The organism is Roseomonas elaeocarpi (assembly GCF_042433915.1).
In the GTDB taxonomy this organism is placed as follows: Bacteria; Pseudomonadota; Alphaproteobacteria; order Acetobacterales; family Acetobacteraceae; genus Roseomonas; species Roseomonas elaeocarpi.
Genome location: NZ_JBHLUN010000006.1, coordinates 1 through 17246 on the forward strand (window position 1 = coordinate 1; position 17246 = coordinate 17246).

General features: G+C 69.7%; 19 protein-coding genes. 12 read left to right on the forward strand and 7 right to left on the reverse strand.

Annotated elements, in window-relative coordinates:
* Both ACFFGY_RS08490 and ACFFGY_RS08495 read left to right on the forward strand, forming a co-directional pair.
* Positions 1–331: hypothetical protein (locus ACFFGY_RS08490; RefSeq protein WP_377044041.1), on the forward strand; the 331-nt coding region annotated here is incomplete at its 5' end.
* Positions 315–833 (forward strand): hypothetical protein, encoded by a 519-nt coding sequence (locus tag ACFFGY_RS08495; protein WP_377044042.1) that lies wholly within the window; start codon positions 315–317, stop codon positions 831–833. The genes ACFFGY_RS08490 and ACFFGY_RS08495, both read left to right, overlap by 17 nt.
* 23 nt (positions 834–856) lie before the next feature.
* Here ACFFGY_RS08495 and ACFFGY_RS08500 read toward each other — a convergent pair whose 3' ends face one another.
* Both ACFFGY_RS08500 and ACFFGY_RS08505 read right to left on the reverse strand, forming a co-directional pair.
* Positions 857–1084 carry a hypothetical protein gene (locus ACFFGY_RS08500; RefSeq protein WP_377044043.1) on the reverse strand — a complete coding sequence of 76 codons (228 nt, stop codon included), beginning with the start codon at positions 1082–1084 and terminating at the stop codon, positions 857–859.
* Between the two features lie 314 nt (positions 1085–1398).
* Positions 1399–1605, reverse strand: a complete 207-nt coding sequence (locus ACFFGY_RS08505) for a hypothetical protein (protein ID WP_377044044.1) — start codon at positions 1603–1605, stop codon at positions 1399–1401.
* Positions 1606–1789: 184 nt separating this feature from the next.
* Between ACFFGY_RS08505 and ACFFGY_RS08510 the strand changes: the two genes are divergently transcribed.
* The 3 genes from ACFFGY_RS08510 (at position 1790) to ACFFGY_RS08520 (ending at position 3218) form a co-directional block, all read left to right on the forward strand.
* Complete coding sequence (locus ACFFGY_RS08510; RefSeq protein ID WP_377044045.1) at positions 1790–2308, forward strand: hypothetical protein; 519 nt, start codon at positions 1790–1792, stop codon at positions 2306–2308.
* Between the two features lie 3 nt (positions 2309–2311).
* A complete protein-coding gene (locus ACFFGY_RS08515; protein ID WP_377044046.1) occupies positions 2312–2863 on the forward strand; it encodes a glycoside hydrolase family 108 protein in 552 nt (183 codons plus the stop codon).
* A 181-nt stretch (positions 2864–3044) separates the two neighbouring features.
* On the forward strand, positions 3045–3218 hold the full coding sequence (locus ACFFGY_RS08520; RefSeq protein WP_377044047.1) for a helix-turn-helix domain-containing protein: 174 nt from the start codon (positions 3045–3047) through the stop codon (positions 3216–3218).
* A 13-nt stretch (positions 3219–3231) separates the two neighbouring features.
* On the opposite strand, the gene ACFFGY_RS08525 is transcribed toward ACFFGY_RS08520, so the two are convergent.
* The 3 genes from ACFFGY_RS08525 to ACFFGY_RS08535 form a co-directional block, all read right to left on the reverse strand.
* The gene (locus ACFFGY_RS08525; protein ID WP_377044048.1) at positions 3232–3474 is read right to left on the reverse strand and encodes a hypothetical protein; all 243 of its coding nucleotides are present in this window, start codon (positions 3472–3474) and stop codon (positions 3232–3234) included.
* 274 nt (positions 3475–3748) lie between these two features.
* Positions 3749–3985, reverse strand: a complete 237-nt coding sequence (locus ACFFGY_RS08530; RefSeq protein WP_377044049.1) for a DUF6894 family protein — start codon at positions 3983–3985, stop codon at positions 3749–3751.
* A gap of 135 nt (positions 3986–4120) precedes the next feature.
* A complete protein-coding gene (locus ACFFGY_RS08535; protein WP_377044050.1) occupies positions 4121–4819 on the reverse strand; it encodes a Crp/Fnr family transcriptional regulator in 699 nt (232 codons plus the stop codon).
* A gap of 289 nt (positions 4820–5108) precedes the next feature.
* Between ACFFGY_RS08535 and ACFFGY_RS08540 the strand changes: the two genes are divergently transcribed.
* Positions 5109–5360 (forward strand): hypothetical protein, encoded by a 252-nt coding sequence (locus tag ACFFGY_RS08540; protein ID WP_377044051.1) that lies wholly within the window; start codon positions 5109–5111, stop codon positions 5358–5360.
* Positions 5361–5622: 262 nt separating this feature from the next.
* Complete coding sequence (locus ACFFGY_RS08545; RefSeq protein ID WP_377044052.1) at positions 5623–6075, forward strand: hypothetical protein; 453 nt, start codon at positions 5623–5625, stop codon at positions 6073–6075.
* Between the two features lie 590 nt (positions 6076–6665).
* Here the strand turns inward: ACFFGY_RS08545 and ACFFGY_RS08550 are convergent.
* Positions 6666–9983 (reverse strand): PAS domain S-box protein, encoded by a 3318-nt coding sequence (locus tag ACFFGY_RS08550; RefSeq protein WP_377044053.1) that lies wholly within the window; start codon positions 9981–9983, stop codon positions 6666–6668.
* 233 nt (positions 9984–10216) lie between these two features.
* Here ACFFGY_RS08550 and ACFFGY_RS08555 point away from each other — a divergent pair, with 233 nt between their 5' ends.
* Both ACFFGY_RS08555 and ACFFGY_RS08560 read left to right on the forward strand, forming a co-directional pair.
* Positions 10217–11011 carry an aldolase gene (locus tag ACFFGY_RS08555; protein WP_377044054.1) on the forward strand — a complete coding sequence of 265 codons (795 nt, stop codon included), beginning with the start codon at positions 10217–10219 and terminating at the stop codon, positions 11009–11011.
* A gap of 303 nt (positions 11012–11314) precedes the next feature.
* Positions 11315–11674, forward strand: coding sequence for a hypothetical protein (locus ACFFGY_RS08560; RefSeq protein ID WP_377044055.1), 360 nt, complete (start codon positions 11315–11317; stop codon positions 11672–11674).
* Positions 11675–11821: 147 nt separating this feature from the next.
* Here ACFFGY_RS08560 and ACFFGY_RS08565 read toward each other — a convergent pair whose 3' ends face one another.
* Positions 11822–12007, reverse strand: a complete 186-nt coding sequence (locus tag ACFFGY_RS08565) for a hypothetical protein (protein WP_377044056.1) — start codon at positions 12005–12007, stop codon at positions 11822–11824.
* A gap of 141 nt (positions 12008–12148) precedes the next feature.
* Here ACFFGY_RS08565 and ACFFGY_RS08570 point away from each other — a divergent pair, with 141 nt between their 5' ends.
* From ACFFGY_RS08570 to ACFFGY_RS08580, 3 genes are all read left to right on the forward strand, one after another.
* Complete coding sequence (locus ACFFGY_RS08570) at positions 12149–13906, forward strand: ATP-binding protein (RefSeq protein WP_377044057.1); 1758 nt, start codon at positions 12149–12151, stop codon at positions 13904–13906.
* A 191-nt stretch (positions 13907–14097) separates the two neighbouring features.
* The gene (locus ACFFGY_RS08575) at positions 14098–15672 is read left to right on the forward strand and encodes an ABC transporter substrate-binding protein (RefSeq protein WP_377044058.1); all 1575 of its coding nucleotides are present in this window, start codon (positions 14098–14100) and stop codon (positions 15670–15672) included.
* A 5-nt stretch (positions 15673–15677) separates the two neighbouring features.
* Positions 15678–17243: a GMC family oxidoreductase gene (locus ACFFGY_RS08580; protein ID WP_377044059.1), complete on the forward strand. Its 1566-nt coding sequence runs from the start codon at positions 15678–15680 to the stop codon at positions 17241–17243.
* Positions 17244–17246 lie beyond the last annotated feature (3 nt).

Sequence of the window (17246 nt, forward strand, 5' to 3'; positions counted from 1 at the left end):
CTCGGCCGTGGCGGTGCTGCTCTACTGCTTCTTCATCCTGATGGGCGGGAAGACGCCGGAGGAGATCCGCAGCCTCGACCTGCTGACCGACCTGCTGCCGGGCTGGTGGTGGCTGGCCGTCAGCGCCGCCGGCGGCATCGTGCAGCTGGCGGGGCTGATCCTGAACATCCGCTTCCTGCGCGCCGCCTCGGCCTTCGGCCAGCTGCTCTGGATTGGCTTCATCGTGCGCATGGTGTTCCCGATCTACCCGTGGGCGCCCCTCCTCGGGCTCGCCTGCGGCTGGGCTGTTCCCAACTTCTTCGTGGTGGCGCGGCATGCCCGCGACTGGTGACATGGACTGGGAACGCCTGGTGACGCTGGCCCTGCAGGGGCTGGCTGGCGGTGGTGTCGTTGGCCTCGGCGGCCTGCTGTTCGGTGTCTGGGACCGGCGCATGAAGGGCCGCTCCGACAATCGCGGCGACGACCGTGCCGATGATCAGGCACTCAACGCCGAGCGGCAGCGCCTGGTGGAGAACCTGAGGACCGAAGGGGACCGCGCCGCCACCCGTGCCCGGGAAGCCGAGAAGCGCCTGGACGAGTGCGAGGAGGACCGCGACCTCGGCTGGGACCTGGCGCGCGGCATGGAGACGCTGGCGCACGAGCGGCGGCACGCACACCTCAACGTGGTCAGCGCGCTGATCGCCCTGCGTGCCATGGTGAAGGGCTTCCTGGCTGGTGCTGTGACCCAGGAAAGGCTGCGCCAGGCGCTGGACGAAAGCGCCGACCCGGTGCCGCCGCCGCCGGTGCCACCGCTGCGTGACGTCGAGCCGCGGAAGGCCGGGGCCGGCGAGTAGCCGGCTGCCTAACACTCTGTCGGCTATGGAGGAGCCGATCCCGCCACCAGCCGAGTGATGTTCTCCGGTTCCCGTTCTGCATTGAGCGGCGTCCAGCCCATCGGCTCGGCTTGGCCGCAATTAGGATTAGCGAAGACCCATGGCGCACTGACGTCCGAGGTTCGGATGCCGATCGTAACACCGAGTTTGCGGTCGAGGATCCACACCTTGGTTTCGAATGGTGCCTCATCAAGCGACTGCCAACCTTGCATGCACAACCCTCCAGAGAGGGGGGATGCGATCACCAGCCGCTCTGAAGCACCATCAACTGACGGTTGAGATGTTACATAAGTTAACGTGAGGTGAGTGGTCGCGGGCTCAGGCAGCGAGGCTGAACGTCGGACAAGTTGCTGCCCTTCCGACCGGCGACCATCTCCCCCTGCGCAGAGTGAGCCTGCCTGCCGCCGCGACTGATCCAGCGTAGGCAGGTTTCTCGCCTCCGCACAACCAGAAGGTGTGTGGTCGCCGGCGGGTAGCCTGGAATGGAAGAGCCGTTCCTGCCTCCGGTCGAATAACCCGCCGCAGGTCAGTCTCCGAGGGGCTGCCGCCGGAAGCGTTTCCAGTACCGGCGCTTGATCTTCGCCCGGTCCCCAGCACGCCAGATGTGAACGCGCTTTGCCTTCGTCAGCGCGTCGTACTCGTCACCGCCTCGCAGCGGAATGCGCTTGGTGGCCATCGCCGCTGCATGCTCCAGAACAAAGGTTTCGTTCGCGCATCGGAGCAGCAACTCCAAGCTGCTTGCGTCTCCCCTCGATGGTTGGCTCATAGCGCCTTTCTACATTGCTCACGAATGCGTGTGAACAACCAAGGTTAAGACCGCGTTTGATCGGTCGCTTCGAACCGCCGCCGGGCGGCTCCCCGGCAAACCCTCATCCCTGGAACCGAACGCCGCGCTCTGCCGCGGTGAAGGAGACCTCATGTCCACGCTCTGGGCGCTGGCGCTGCCAGTGCTTCAGCCAGCGCTGGTGGCGCTCGTCACCTCGCTTGCTCTCTCCATTCCGGCCGCGGCCGTGGCCCTGATCAAATGGGCCTGGACCAAGGCCACCGCAAACGACGAAACGGCCAAGGCCACAGCCCTGCAGCGCCTGGCGGAGATCGGCGGCCGTGCCGGCGCACAGCTCGCCACCGTTATCATGTCCGATCCCGCTGCCTCGGCGGCGATCCAGGCGGCCAAGGATGCACTGGTCGCCACCATGGCGGCCAACGTCAAGGAGACGCTGGCGAAGATTGGCGGCAACGCCTCGGGCGTTGAGCAGATCATCCTGGGCAAGGCGGCCGAGGTGCTGCCGGCGCAGGTGGCTGCTGCGGCGCAGGCTGCCGCGGCCTCCGGTGGCACGGTGCCGGATCTCGCGGCCGCCGCGGCGGCGCTGTCGAAGTTGACGGGACTGCTGAAGCCAGCCGGCATCCCGGTCTCCGCCATCGGTGCGGGGGCCTGAGCCATGGACGCGCGTTTCCTGGCTCTGATCGAGCCGCAGGTCGCCAAGGAGGGCGGCTACAGCAACAACCCGGCCGATCGCGGCGGAGAGACCATCTGGGGCATCACCGCCGCTCGCGCCCGGGCGGCGGGCTACACTGGCCCGATGGCCACCATGCCGCGCGCCACAGCCCTCGACATCTACGGCCTCTACTACTGGCGCCAGCCGATGTTCGACCAGATCGACGCCATCGATCCGGGCGTGGGCGAGAAGATGCTGGAGATCGGCATCAATATGGGGACGGGCAGGGCAGGGCAGTTCCTGCAGCGCATCCTCAACGTCATGAATGGGCGGGGCAGCCTCTGGGCCGACCTGAAGGTCGACGGCGTGTGCGGCGCCATGACACGGGCGGCGATGAACTCATTCATCCAGCGCCGCGGCGCGCAGGGTCGGAGGGTGCTGCTGGAAGCGCTAATCGGCTTGCAGTGCGAGTTCTACATCGGTCTGGCGGAGGGCGACGTGAGCCAAGAGGACTTTGTGTACGGCTGGATCGCGAACCGCGTTGTTAACGTTTAGGCGTGGTGCCACAGACACGGTCGTACGGTACTCACCCTCGTGTGTGCTGATTTCTGTGTGCAGTGCAGCGTAACTGAGTGCAGTAACGTCCTAGACCGCCCGTTCAGGATGTAAGGCCCTCGCCGTGAGAGATGAAGAAAACTCAAGGGGGCACTACTCCGCGAGGGTAGAAGCCGAGCACGTGCGTATTCTGCTCCTGATCCAGTTTCAGGGGCATGATCTGCCACTCAGCTTGTCTGAACTCGCCGAGCAGACAGGATTGCGTAAGAGCGTGTTGCTGCGTGCGCTCGCAGCCGCCGAAACGCGAGGCGAGGTTGTGCGCGCCGGCGACTTCACTTGGCGTCGTGGAAACTAGGCTGGGGCTGACACTAGATTGGCTGGCGCGACCTCGGTGATCTCGGCTCAGGCGTCTGCCTGCTACCGCGCAGCGTTCCCCACTTCTCCTGCCACAATCCTTCGTCGTCGAGGATCGCAATGTCGTCCCGGTCGATGGTGCGCTTGAGCGCCTGCAGGATTGCCTCCGGCATTACCCTGACCGCGTCCTCATAGCCATCTGGCCCGATGATCTCGGCCAGAACCCGACCGCCTTCATTGAACAATATCAGCGTCACGCCCCCTGGAAGAAGGTCACGTGTCGTCCAGAGTTCTAGCCCAGCCATGCTCGTCCAGAGTAATAGTTGGATCACCGCAGGTTGTGCTCGCGGGAATGTTCCGTCAATCGCACAAAGTGCGGGATGGATGCAGTTACATGAGCCCGCCATTCCGCCTCTAAGGGCCAGGACTGGGCCTGATCCTGCGTTGCTGGCACCCGGGAAAGCTGCACCCGGAGACCTGGGAGGCGAAGTGACCGGTGGTGCAGGAGGCGGTGAAGGTGACCGGGTAGATCTACCGGAGCCATCTGCCGGTGAGGGTCAGGTCGGCGATGAAGATCGCCCGTTCCTTATCGTTCCTCACGATGACGCTGAAGATGCGGAGATCCCCGTCGGGCAACTCGTCCGCGGCTATGTTCGGCAGGGCAGCGATGGCTTCGCGCCGGGCGGTACCATCGTCAGGGTAGTCCATGCCGATGGCGTCTCGGATTAGGCCTGAACCTGCGATAGTATCGAAATAATAAAGTGGCATGCACTCTCATGGCAGATCTGCCCGACCGGTGCGCCCTCACAGGTTAGGTTGCATGGCAGGCTCTGGGACCGCGCTTCGAGACCTGGAAGACAGAGTAGGCCGGTATCCCTCAACGCACTCGCAGCCTCTCGCTCCCTAGTTCGGCTCCATATGGAGGTACTTGGGATTGAACCCGGCGAAGTCGCGCAGTCGCTGGAAGTCGCGAATGATCAGGCGCCTGTTGACCATCGTTACCAGCCCCTCGGCCCGTAGCTGCTGCAGCATGCGGTTCACATGCACCGGGGTGAGCCCGAGGATGTCAGCCAGATCCTGCTGCGTCAGCGGGAGGTCGCAGCTATCGGTGGTGGCTAGTTCCACCGCTTGCAGGCGCAGCAGCAGTTCGCAAAGCAGGTGCGCGAGATGCTTGTCGGCCGGCCGTCGGCCCATGCTTACGATCCACGCACGCAGCACCGCCTCATCCACCAGCGTGGCCCACCACAGGGCACGCGTGACGGTCGGGCTGACAGAGACCAGGTTCGTAATCGTGGCCCGACTGAGCCGGGCAACCCTGCACTTGGTGAGAGTGCCGACGCTGTGGTCCATCTTGTGCAGGATCGCCACATGCAGATCGCAGAAGTCGCCGGGCAGCAACAGCGCCATGATCTGCCGCCCCCCATCGGGCAACATCTTGTAGCGGCAGGCGAAGCCCTCCACCACCAAGTGGACGTAGTCGGGGCGCTCACCCTCCGCGACCAGCTCCCGGCGTGCGCCGACCGGGCGGGTTTCACGAGCCAAGTCTTCTAGTATGCTGCGGTCTTCGGGCGTGAGCACGGCACCATGCGCCAGCTTCAGCACCAGCGGGCTGGACCTTGCTTCCACTGTGTCCCCGCTGCGACTTGGCGCTATTCCACGTTGCGCGTAATTCTCCTTGGACGTCTACGCCGATTTGATAAGGGCCAGCCAGCGCGCTGCCGACCGACCGGGACCAGGGCTGGGCGTACTACCAGCGCAACTGGCGCCCGGGGAAGCCGCACCCGAAGGCTTAGGAGCGAAGTGGACGGCCGCACAGGACGCGGTGCGGCTGGCTTCCTGACCGGCGGAGTGGGTGGCATGCTGACCAGAGCGCCACCCGCCCGAGGCCTTAGTGACAACCGAACCGACCCTGGAAGAGCAGTGGCAGGCCTACGCCGCGACCACTTACGCCGGCCACGATCTGGATGAGAACAACCTGACCTGGCTGCGGATGGCCTGGATGGCCGGCGCGGACACGGTGATCCGAGGACTGGTTGCGAGCGGCCCGGAAGCGATGGTGGACCAACTGATGCGCTGGGACGCTGAGATGGTCGATGAGGCGGTGAAGCGGTTCAACGCGGCGACGGAGCCGCCGGAGGCATGACGGGGACGCGATCCCCTTTCGCCATGCTTTGCCTTGACCGCCAAGGGCAACCGCACCATCAATTCGCACATGCGCAAACCCAGCGAAAATCGGACGCTTCCGCGCCTGAGAGATCGGGCTGTGCATATCCTCTCTATGGCGGGTACGCTGATGGCCTTCGGTGGTCCGGCTGGAGCCTACCCGGTGCCCGCACCCGGCGCGATCAGCGAGGCGGCTTGGTCACGCGTCGGCGGCTCTCTGCGGCTCGCTCTGGGGCGCGCCCATGAAGAGGTCGCGCAGCGGCAAAGCGACCCGCGCCGCGGTTGAAGCCGCGCCAGGCGAGTACGCGCCACCACCACGGGTCAGCACGCAGGCGCCGTCCGCCGGGCTGCCCCAGCCCCACATCACCCTTCACACCACTGAGCTCCACGAGGGGCCGATCCCGCACTACACGGAGCTGGCGGGCTACGGGCAGGTTCAGGCCGACTTCCCTGAGCGGATCATGCGCATGGCTGAGGAGAATGCTGCGGCGGAGCGAAGGGCCATCCTTGAGGCGCCCCGTTACCAGTTCAACGAGCAGCTGATCGGCCGCCTTCTCGGTGCGGGATATGCTTTCGCCACTCTTGGCGCGTCGGTCGCCCTCGCGCTGTACGGCCATGACGCTGTCGCTTCGATACTGGGCGGCAGCACGATCGTACTTGTGACAGTCGCGTTGGTAACAGGAAAGAAGCCCTGAACGCAAAACCGCCCGGTAGGGTAAGTACCGGGCGGCTGCCGCTAGCGGGCGGGCAATTTGAGCGGGTGATCAGTCCGCCGCTCCTTTCGGGGACTTGAGGCGGATGCCGAGGCAGAGCCGCTGACGCACCCTTATAGCGTGGCCGGGCGCCTCGCTGCATCATGGGAACGCAGAGGATGCCCACCGCCAAGCATCTGATTTTCCGGGTATAAAGCCGGGTACGGGCGCAATTCAGCGCGCAAGAAATGGCGGAAATCCGCCATTTCCGGCCACCTTCGGGTCAGCCGTCCTTGTTGCCCTGACCCTGTGCCATGACGTCCCGCTCCTTCGCTTCGTCCCCGCAGGAGCTCCGGAAGATCCCAGCTCCGGCTTTCCGGGGCATGTCCGCTGTCGCGCACCAGCGAAGCCCTAACGCCGGGGGCGTCAAAGGTGTTGCCGGTCCGCTCCGGTGGTCAGCGGAAGGTGCCGACCGCCTTGGGAATGCCTCCGGGATCGACCTGACCAGGAGCGACACCGACCAGGAAGCCCGTGGTTACGCTGAACCGCGTGCCGGATCGGTACGACATCCCCGCCCAGGCCGGGGGAGCCGGTCAGTCCGCCGCGATCAGCTCCCGGATGCGGTTGGCGAGCGCTTCCATGGCGAAGGGCTTGGTCATCACGTGCATGCCCGGCTCCAGGTGGCCGTTCCCGACCACCGCGTTCTCGGCGTAGCCGGTGATGAACAGGATCTTCAGCCCGGGGCGCCTGACCCGCGCCGCATCCGCCATCTGCCGCCCGTTCATGCCGCCCGGCAGGCCGACATCGGTCACCAGCAGGTCGATCCGGACGTCGGATTCCAGCACCTTGAGACCGGCGGCGCCGTCGCCCGCCTCGATCGCGGCGTAGCCCAGTTCCTCCAGCACCTCGATCACCAGCATCCGCACGGTGGGCTCGTCGTCCACCACCAGCACGGTTTCGCCCCGGCCGGCGCGCCGCGCCTCGGCCGGTTCCGGCACGGCCTCGGCCATGTCGGCCTCGCCCAGGTGCCGCGGCAGGTAGAGCGACACGCTGCTGCCCAGCCCCACCTCGGAAAGGATGCGGACCTGCCCGCCCGACTGCCGCGCGAAGCCGTAGATCATGCTCAGGCCCAATCCCGTGCCCTGGCCCAGCGGCTTGGTGGTGAAGAAGGGATCGAAGGCCTTGGCGATCACGTCGGGCGTCATGCCGGTGCCGGTGTCGGACACGCAGAGCGACACGTACTGCCCGGCCGGAAGGTCCATCTCCCGCGCGCTGCGCTCGTCCAGCCAGCGATTGGCGGTCTCGATCCGCAGCCGCCCACCCTCGGGCATGGCGTCGCGCGCGTTGATGCACAGGTTGAGCAGCGCGTTTTCCAGCTGCGACGGATCCACCAGGATCGGCCACAGCGCTTCCGCGCCGGCGACCTCCATGGCGATGGCGGGCCCCACCGTGCGGCGCACCATGTCCTCCATGCCCGCCGCCAGCCGGTTCACGTCGGTGGGCTTGGGGTCGAGCGTCTGCCGGCGCGAGAAGGCGAGCAGCCGGTGCGTCAGGGCGGCCGCCCGCCTGGCCGCGCCCTGCGCCGCGTTGACGTAGCGGTCCACGTCCTGGAGGCGGCCCTGCGTCACCCGCGTGCCCAGCAGGTCCAGCGCCCCGATGATGCCCGTCAGCAGGTTGTTGAAGTCGTGCGCGATGCCGCCGGTGAGCTGGCCCACGGCCTCCATCTTCTGGGACTGCCGCAGCGCGTCCTCGGCGCGCAGCAGCTCGGCCGTGCGTTCGGCGATGCGCTGTTCCAGCGTCTCGTTCAGGGCGCGCAGCTCGGCCGCGACCCGGTCGCGCTCGGCTTCCACCGCGCGCCGTTCCTCCACGTCGATCAGCACGCCCGGAAAGCTCAGCGGCGTGCCGTCGGGTGCGTGGTCGACGCGGCCGTTCGCCTCGATCCAGCCATAGGTCCCGTCGGCGCGCCGCACGCGGTACTGGTGGGCATAGGCGCCGCCGCGGGCGATCGCCTCGCCCATCGCGGCGGACAGCGCCGGCTTGTCGTCGGGATGGACGGTGGCGACCACCTGCGCGAGGCTGAGGCCGCTGCGCCCGAGCGCGGGATCGAGCCCGAAGGTTTGCGCGAAGGCCTCGTCCACCGTGAAGCGGTCGGTGGGCAGGTCCCAGAACCAGGTGCCCACGATCGCGCCGGCGGCGAGCGCCAGCTGCACGCGCTGGATGTTTTCCCAGGCCAGCGCCTCGCTCTCGCGCAGCGCGGTTTCCGCCCGCCTGCGCGCCGTGACGTCGCGAAACAGCACCGACACCTGCTTGCGGCCCGGCGGTTCGACGCGCACGGCCGAAACCTCGATGTGGCGTCCCACCGCGACGAACTCGCGCTCGAAGCGGATCGGCTGGCCGCTGCGCAGCACGCCGCCGTAGAGCTCGAGCCAGCCTTCCGCCTCGTCGGGCGCGATGTCGCGCAGCGTCCGGCCGACGACGTCGGGGATGCCGGTGTGCCGCTCGTAGCCGGGATTGGCCTCGATATGGACGTAGTCGCTCAAAGGGCCGTGCGGTCCGTCGATGAACTCGATGACGCAGAACCCCTCGTCCATCGAGTTGAACAGGGTGCGGAAGCGCGCCTCGCTTTCGCGCAGCGCCGTGTCGGCCTGCCGGCGCTCGGTCTGGTCGAACATGGCGCCGAGCATGCGCAGCGGCTGCCCTTCGCGGTCGCGGATCACCGCGCCGCGGTCCAGCACCTCGGCGTAGCTGCCGTCGGCCCGCTCGAAGCGGTATTCCCCGGTCCAGTCCATCTCCTCGCCGTTGATCACGGCGTGGATGCTGCGCTGGATGCGCGCCCGGTCGTCGGGATGGAGGCGCGCGACCCACCAGCTCTCCGTCGGCTCCACCTGCGCCGCGGGCCAGCCGTAGGACGCCTCCAGCGCCTCGTTCCACAGCACGGTGCCGGTGCGCAGGTCCCAGTCCCAGATCGCGTCGCGCGTCGCCCGCTGCGCCTGGCGGAGGCGTTCGTTGAGCACCTCCAGCGCCTCGCCCGCCAGGTGCTGCTCGGTGCGGTCGCGCAGCACCTTGAGGAAGCCGACGTGCTGGCCCTGCTTGTCGCGCAGCAGCATCATCTCGCCGCTGGCCCAGAATTGGGCGCCGTCCCGGCGCCGGTGCCAGCGCTCGTCGCTGGCCCGGCCGTCGCGCAGGGTCTTGAGGATCTCCTGCTCCGGCACGCCCGCGGCGCGGTCCTCGGCGGTGAAGATGCGCTCCGTGGTCTGGCCGAGCATCTCCGCCTCGCTCCAGCCGAGGATGTTGATGGCCCCGGTGTTCCAGCCGGTGACGCGCCCCGCGAGGTCGCTGCTGACGATGGCGAAGTCCGTCGCGCTGTCCAGGGTCTGCCGCTGGAGCGCGTCGCTGCGGTCCCGTTCGGCCAGGGCCCGCCGCAGCGCGATTTCTCGGCTCACCTGCGTGGCCAGGGCCTTGAGGGCGAAGCGCTGCCGCTCGGTCAGGCCGGTCTCGCGGGGCTGGGTATCGATGACGCACAGTGCGCCCACCGGCAGCCCCTCGGCCAGGATCGGCATGCCGGCGTAGAAGCGGATGCCGGGCGCGCCGGTGACGAGCGGGTTGTCCGCGAAGCGCGGGTCGAGGGCGGCGTCGGGCACTTCCAGCCCGTCCGGGTCCTGCATGGCCACCGGGCAGAAGGCGATGTCGCGCGGCAGCTCACGCAGGCCGAGGCCGATCTCCGCCTTGCCCCACTGGCGCGTTTCGGCCACCAGGTGCACGGCCGCCATGGGAACGCCGGCGAGGTCGGCCGCCAGCCGAACGAGGTCGTCGAAGACCTCTTCGGGCGGGGTGTCCAGGAGCCCGGTCCGGTGCAGCGCGGCCAGCCGCTCTTCCTCGGTCCAGATCGGCTTGTTGTCCTGTTCGGTCATGGCGGCCTGGTCTCCTGCCGGGGTGGCAGACGAGACGTGCCAGCGGTGCCGGATATGGCATGACGGGTCCGCCTTGATAAGCGCGGGTTCCTGGCGGGACGCCCCCGTGCCCCGTGCCCCGTGCCCCGTGCCCCGCTGTCCCACCGGGCTCCGGCGCTCCCGCCACGCCGCGCGTTGGCAAGCCGGCCGCCGGCGGGCAGTGTTTCCGGCACCCGCCTGTGCAGGAGCGCGCCTTGGCCCATCCGATCTCCCCCACCGCCACCCACGCGACGGCCCCGCGCCGCAACGACCCGCCCGAGGCCGCGGTGCTGCGGCAGCTGCGCATCGACCTCGCCGCCTGCTTCCGCATGGCCGCGCGCAACGGGCTGCAGGAGGGGATCTGCAACCACTTTTCCGCCGTGGTGCCGGGGCGGCCGGACCTGTTCCTGGTGAACCCCTACGGCATGGCCTTTGCCGAGGTCACCGCCTCCTCGCTGCTGTTGTGCGACTTCGGTGGCAACGTCCTGGAAGGCGACGGCCAGCCCGAGGCCACCGCCTTTCACATCCACGCCCGGCTGCACCACGCCGTGCCGCGCGCCCGCGCCGCCTTTCACACCCACATGCCCTATGCCACGGCGCTGGCGATGACGGACGGGCCGCCGCTGCTCTGGTCCGGGCAAACGGCGCTGCGCTTCTTCGGCCGCGTCGCGGTGGACGAGAACTACAACGGCCTCGCCCTCGACGCGCGCGAGGGCGACCGGATCGCCGCGACCCTGGGCGAGGCCGACATCGTGTTCCTGCGCAACCACGGCGTCATGGTGCTGGGCGATAACGTGGCCGAGGCCTGGGACGATCTTTACTACCTCGAGCGCGCGGCGCAGGCGCAGCTGCTGGCGATGGGCTCCGGCCGGCCGCTCAAGATCGTGCCGGAGGAGATCGCCCGCCTGGTTGCGGCGCAGGAAGCCTCCGGCCGGGCCGAGAGCGCGCGGCTGCACCTGGAAAGCGCCAAGCGCATCCTGGCGCGCGAGGAGCCCGGCTTCGCCGCCTGAGGCCGCCCCGGGCTGAACGGCGCCCGGCCGACCCGGCCCTGCTGACGCTGCCCTACGGCGCTGTCTCTGGGCGCTGTCTATGGGCTCTGCCTCACCCGGCGCTTCCTCCCGGGGGCGCTGCGCCCGGTGCTGCCCGTCCGATGCTGCCCGCCGATGCCGGATGGGCCGGCGCTCAACCGCGGGCGACATCCCGGCCGGCCGTGCGCCGTCGGGCCCGCGCCGGACGCGGCGCCGCGCGAACCGTGCCGGTTTCCGGGCGTTGCACCCGTTGTCGGAGTTCACGACGGAACGGGAGGTCGACCGATGCGAGCTGTTGGGCTGGCACGTTTTCTGGGGTGGTTCAGCATCGCGCTGGGCACGACGCAGCTGTTGTTCGGCTCCAGCCTGGCGCGGCAGTTGGGCCTTCCGCGCCGCGGCGGGCTGATGCGCGGCCTGGGCGCCCGGGAGGTCGCGACCGGCGCCGCCATCCTGTACTGCCCCGCCGCGGCGGGGCCGCTCTGGGCGCGGGTGGGCGGCGACGTCATGGACCTCGCGATCCTGGGCCGCGCCTCGACCTTCGGCCGACGCGAGAGGCGCAACGTCGGGCTGGCGGTGGGCGCGGTGGTGGGGATCACCGTGCTCGACCTCCTCTGCGCCGCGGCCCTCACGCGCAACCGGCACTGAGCCGCGCCGCGTTCCCGTGGCCGCCCTTTGCGACGGGTTGCCTGGGAAAGCGTAACGGCATGGAGGTCGTGGGGGCGGATGGAACGATCCGCCCGCCGTGGGGATGCTGCGGGGTCTCCGGCGAGGGCGGGATGAACCGCCCCGGCGCTACTCGCGGTGCGGGCCCATGCGCTGGATCTGGTCCAGCAGCGCCGCGTCCTCGACGGCGAAGAGCACGCCGTAGGCCAGCGTGTCGCCCGCCACGGGACTCCTCACCACGCCCGTCAGCAGCAGCTGTCCGGCCAGCAGGATAAGGGCCACCGCGGCGACCGGGCGCAGAACGATCCGTAGCATGATCGATGCGCCATCGCACGAATTGGGGCCGGGCGCCAGGGAGAAGGGCCGGAATCCTCCGCCGGCCGGCCGGTTACTTTTCCTTGCCAAGCCGCTGCGCGAGGACTGCTATGCTGCGCCGCAGCAGAAGGACGTAACTGCATGAGCACCGTGACGCGACTGCGCGTGGGCGACGAGGACTTCCTGGTGGCCGCCACCATCGAGCGCTGCCCCAGGACCATGATGATCCGGGAACTGCTGCAGAACGCCCTGGAAGCCTCGGCGGGCGTCGCGGCGGGTGCGCGGCGGGTGGAGTTCTCGGTGCTGCCGCTGGAGGGTGCGCGCAAGCTGACGCTGTGGAACGGCGGGCGCGGCCTGGATGCGGAACAGCTCTACCGCATGTGCGACATCGCCGCCTCGATCAACAAGCAGACCGGCCTCGACGCCAATTTCGGCATGGGCGCCAAGGTCGCCTCGCTGCCCTCCAACCAGCACGGGATGCGCTACCGCTCCTGCCGCGACGGGGTGGTGCACGAGGTGATGCTGGGCAAGCGCGGCGGCACCTACGGCCGCGTGCTGCAGCCCGGGCCCGACGGCACGCCCACCGAGATCCTGGAGGTCACGGAGGCCGCGCGCGCCGAGGGGCGCGACACCGGCGCGGACTGGACCGAGGTGGTGCTGCTGGGCCAGGACCCGGCGCAGGACACCGCGGGTGATCCTTATGCCGGGCGGCCGCGCTCGGCACCCTCCTGGCTGCTCGACACGATCGGCGGACGCTACTTCCGCTTTCCCGAGGGCGCGGAGGTGGTGCTGCGCCCCGGCGTGCCGCCGCTGCCCCCCACGGGAGCCGAGCACCGCTTCCGCCCTCTGGAGGAGCGGCTGCGGGCGCTGCCATCCTTCGAGGGCGGGCGCTACGAGGCCGTTTCCACGCCCGAGGGGCTCGTGATCCACTACGGCTACGACCCCGCCGACCCGGACCGTGCCGGCCGCAACCGCAGCCAGGTCACGGGTCCGGAGAACGCCGAGGGCCTGGCCGCGGTGGTGTTCCGCGACGAGATGTACGGCCCCTCGCGCGGGGCGCAGTGGCGGCGTGAGGCGCCCTCCTTCGGCATCCCCGTCTCGGCGCGCCACATCTCCGTGCTGGTGGAACTGCCGGCCGGCTATCCGGCGCAGGCCGAGGGCTACCGCGAGTTCCTGCGCTACCGCGAAGGCGCGCAGGCGCAGCTGCGCCTCATCGATTTCGCGCCCCAGGTGGCGCAGCACCAGCCGGACTGGCTGCGGGAGATCCTGGCCGGCGGCTCGCCGGGGGCCGCGCTGGCGGCCGAGGTGCAGAGCGAGATGGAGGAGCTGATCCAGACGCTGGGCGTGGTGCGCCGCCGCCCGCCGCGCCCGCGCACCGCCGACGCCCCGCCGCCGGTGCCCGCCAACACCGCCGCGGCGCCGGCCGAGCCCGCGCCGCCCGGTGCGCCGAAACCGCCCGCGCCGGCCCGTCCGATCGTGCTGGAAAACGCCCCCGCCTTGTTCCTGCTGCGCGACGAGGCGGCGGTGGCGGATGCGGGCCTCGCGCACCGCGCCGCCTGCTACTATCCCGAGAGCCACCAGCTGCACGTCAACATGCGCTACGGGGCGATTCCGCTGCTGGCCTCGCTGCTGCTGGAAGGCACCGAGCCCGATCCGGCGCTCGACGCCGCGGCGACCGAGGCGGCGGAGCGCGCCACGGTGCTGCGCGTCGCGCGCGCCCTGGTGCACGGGCTGAACAAGCGCGGCCGGCCGGCGGAATGGAACGACCACCACCTGCGGCAGGCCTTGTCGCCCGAGGCGCTGACGCTGGCGGCGGACGACATCCACGGCGGGCTGGCGGACGCACGCGCCGCCTTCCGGCAGGCGCAGGTGGCGGTGGCGGAACCCGAGGCCGCCTGAGAGCCTGTCCGGGCGGCGCCCGGCGGGCGGCCGGGCACGGCCTCCGCGCGGCGCGTCCTGCGCATCGCGGCCCGCAGCGTCCGGGGCGGGGTGTCCCGGTGCCTCGTTCTGATCGGCCGTCCTGGAGGGCCTGCCGTCGCTGGCACCGCTCTTGCAAGCTGCTCCACCGTTTCTGGACGGTGGGTGACGGTATGGCAACGCGACGGTGGCGATGGACCCTTCTGGCGGCGGCGGCCCTCGTGGCGCCCTCGCTGCTGCCCTCGGGTGAGGCGCGCGCCAAGACCCTGACGGCGGTGCTGGAAGCCGAGGTCGTCACGCTCGACCCGTACTTCACCGGTGCCTACATCACGCGCACCTTCGGCTACGCGGTGTTCGACACGCTGTTCGCGCCCGACAGCAAGGGCGAGTTCCGGCCGCAGATGGTGGGCGACTGGAAGGTTTCGGACGACCGCCTCACCTGGGACTTCACGCTGCGCGAGGGCCTGCGCTTCCACGACGGCGCGCCGGTGACGGGGGCGGACGTGGTGGCCTCGCTGCGCCGCTGGGCCACGCGCTCGGCACTGGGCGGGCGGCTGATGGCGGTCGCGGCCTCGCTGGAACCCACGGGCGAACGCGGTTTCCGGCTGGTGCTGAAGGAACCCTACGGGCTGGTGCTGGACACGCTGGGCACGACCTCGAGCCCGGCGCCCTTCATCATGCCGGCGCGCCTGGCCGCCACACCCGGCACCACGCAGCTGACGGAGATCGTGGGCTCCGGCCCCTTCATCTACAGCAAGGCGGATCACCGGCCCGGCGACCACATGCTGCTGCGGCGCAACCCGGACTACGTGGCACGGAGCGAGCCGCCGGATTTCCTGGCCGGTAGCCACGCCGCGAAGGTGGATGCCCTCGACATCCGGGTGGTGCCCGATGGCGCCACCGCGGCCTCGGCCCTGCAGCAGGGTGAGATCGACTACATGCAGTACGCGCCCTTCGACCTGCTGCCGGTGCTGGGCGCGGACAGCAACCTGAAGATCATCGACTTCACCGGGCCGCACATGTTCACCGGCCATTACCGCATCAACACCGCGGCCAAGCCCTTCGACGATCCGGCGATCCGGCGCGTGCTGCTGCAGCTGGTGGACCAGCGGGAGGTGCTAGCGGGCCTCGGGCTCGATAAGCGGTACGGGCAGAACTGCGACGCCTTCTTCATCTGCGGCTCCCCGTACGAGACGCATGTCGGCACGGAGCTGCTGCACGACCCTTCCATCGAGAAGGCGAAGGCGGCGCTGCAGGCGGCGCATTACGACGGCACGCCGGTGGTGGTGATGATAGCCAACGACCTGGAAGCGCCGCGCGTGGCCTCGCAGATCCTGGCGGACCGGTTGAAGCGCGCGGGCTTCAACGTCGACGCGCAGGTGATGGACTGGGCGACGCTGCTGCAGCGTCGCACCAGCCGCACGGGGTGGAGCGTGTACGGCGTCCACGCGCTGGGCCTCGACCTGAGCTCGCCGCTGACCAATTCGGTGATCAACTTCAACTGCACCCAGGCCAACACGGCGGGCTTCATGTGCGACCAGCGTCTGGTGCCACTGTTCGACCGCTTCGCCCGCGCGCCCACGCGCGACGCGCAGCGCGAGGTGGCCGGGCAGATACAGAGCATCGTTTACGAGCAGGGCCTGGGGATCCCCTTCGGGCAGTTCGCGCAGCCGGCCGCCTACCGCGCCTCGCTGCACGGCGTGATCGCCTCGGCGATCCCCTTGTTCTGGAACATCGAGAAGGATTGAGCCGCATGTTCGACGTGATCGTGGTGGGGGCCGGTTCCGCCGGCGCCCCGCTGGCCGCGCGGCTGAGCGAGGACGCGAACCGCCGCGTGCTGCTGCTGGAGGCCGGGCGCGACTGGCGCGCCGCGGATGCCCCGCACGCGCTGCGCTCGGCCAACATCATTCCCTTCATGCACGACCCGAAGCACCAGGCCGAATGGCAGTGGCCCGGGCTGATGACGCGCCGGACCAAGGCGCAGGAGCCGAAGTTCTACTGGCGCGGCCGGGCGCTGGGCGGCTCCTCCACCGTGAACGCGCAGATCGCCATCCGCGGCGTGCCGGCCGCCTTCGACAGCTGGGCCGAGGCGGGCTGCGAGGGCTGGTCGGCGGCCGATGTGCTGCCGTTGTTCGACAAGATTGAGGACGATGCGGAAACCGGTACCGCGCCCGGTATCCGGCAGGGCGGGCCGCTGCCGGTGTTCCGCATGCCGCCCGAGCGCTGGGGCGCGGTGGACCGGGCGATGCGCGACGCGGCGCTGGAACAGGGCTATCGCTGGAAGGCGGACCTGAACGCGCCGGACGGCGAGGGGATTTCCACCAACCCGATCAACCTGCGCGACGGTTTGCGCGTCACCACCAACGACGGCTACTTGGAACCCGCGCGTGACCGCCCGAACCTCGTGATCCGCGGCGGCGCCACGGTGGACCGCGTGCTGTTCGACGGCACCCGCGCCACGGGCGTCCGCGTGCGCTTCGAGGGCGAGGGCTGGACCGAGATTTCTGCGCGCGAGGTCGTGCTGTGTTCGGGCGCGATCCACAGCCCGGCGATCCTCATGCGCTCTGGCATCGGCCCGGCGGCGCAGCTGGAACGGCTGGGCATCCCTGTGCTGGTGGACCAGCCGCATGTCGGACGGCACCTGATGGACCACCCGATCCTGCGCGCCACGCTGGCGCTGAAGCCCGAGCACCGGGCGCAGGGGGCGGATGCGCGGCACACCAACTGCTGCCTGACCTACAGCAGCCATCTCGCCGGCGGCGGCGAGCGCGACATGATCATGATCGCCTACAACCATCGCGGCTCGGTCGGGCCGGAGCCGGGCGCAGAGGGCGCGATCGGCGTGTCGGTCTACGACGCTTTTTCGCGCGGGTTCCTCGAACTCACCTCCGCCGATCCGGACGCGAACCCGGTGGTGGAGGAAAACATGCTCGATGATCCGCGCGACCGGGAGCGGATGCGCGACGGCGTGCGGCGGCTGGCGCGGCTGGTGGCGGAGCCCGCGATCCGCGACATCTGCGAGCGCATCACCTTCGGCGATACCGGGCTGAGCATGGAGGCGGCCGCGGCGCTGCCGGATGCGGAACTCGACCGGATCATGCTGGAACAGGCGGGCGACATCCAGCACGCCGCCGGCACCTGCCGCATGACCGCGCACGAGGACCCGCGCGGCGTGGTGGACCCGGACCTGCGGGTGCGCGGTGTCGAGGGCTTGCGCGTGGCGGATGCCTCGATCATGCCGACGGACTGCCGCGCCAACCTGCACTTCACCTGCGTGATGATCGGCGAGAACCTGGCGCGGCGGATGCGGGCCGCCTGATCG

What these genes read in the sequence shown, in the direction of transcription:
- ACFFGY_RS08495 (WP_377044042.1), top strand. Translation starts at nt 315, where the DNA reads ATGCCCGCGACTGGTGACATGGACTGGGAACGCCTGGTGACGCTGGCC.
- ACFFGY_RS08500 (WP_377044043.1), bottom strand. Translation starts at nt 1,084, where the DNA reads ATGCAAGGTTGGCAGTCGCTTGATGAGGCACCATTCGAAACCAAGGTG.
- ACFFGY_RS08510 (WP_377044045.1), top strand. Translation starts at nt 1,790, where the DNA reads ATGTCCACGCTCTGGGCGCTGGCGCTGCCAGTGCTTCAGCCAGCGCTG.
- ACFFGY_RS08515 (WP_377044046.1), top strand. Translation starts at nt 2,312, where the DNA reads ATGGACGCGCGTTTCCTGGCTCTGATCGAGCCGCAGGTCGCCAAGGAG.
- ACFFGY_RS08530 (WP_377044049.1), bottom strand. Translation starts at nt 3,985, where the DNA reads ATGCCACTTTATTATTTCGATACTATCGCAGGTTCAGGCCTAATCCGA.
- ACFFGY_RS08545 (WP_377044052.1), top strand. Translation starts at nt 5,623, where the DNA reads ATGAAGAGGTCGCGCAGCGGCAAAGCGACCCGCGCCGCGGTTGAAGCC.
- ACFFGY_RS08550 (WP_377044053.1), bottom strand. Translation starts at nt 9,983, where the DNA reads ATGACCGAACAGGACAACAAGCCGATCTGGACCGAGGAAGAGCGGCTG.
- ACFFGY_RS08560 (WP_377044055.1), top strand. Translation starts at nt 11,315, where the DNA reads ATGCGAGCTGTTGGGCTGGCACGTTTTCTGGGGTGGTTCAGCATCGCG.
- ACFFGY_RS08565 (WP_377044056.1), bottom strand. Translation starts at nt 12,007, where the DNA reads ATGCTACGGATCGTTCTGCGCCCGGTCGCCGCGGTGGCCCTTATCCTG.
- ACFFGY_RS08570 (WP_377044057.1), top strand. Translation starts at nt 12,149, where the DNA reads ATGAGCACCGTGACGCGACTGCGCGTGGGCGACGAGGACTTCCTGGTG.
- ACFFGY_RS08575 (WP_377044058.1), top strand. Translation starts at nt 14,098, where the DNA reads ATGGCAACGCGACGGTGGCGATGGACCCTTCTGGCGGCGGCGGCCCTC.
- ACFFGY_RS08580 (WP_377044059.1), top strand. Translation starts at nt 15,678, where the DNA reads ATGTTCGACGTGATCGTGGTGGGGGCCGGTTCCGCCGGCGCCCCGCTG.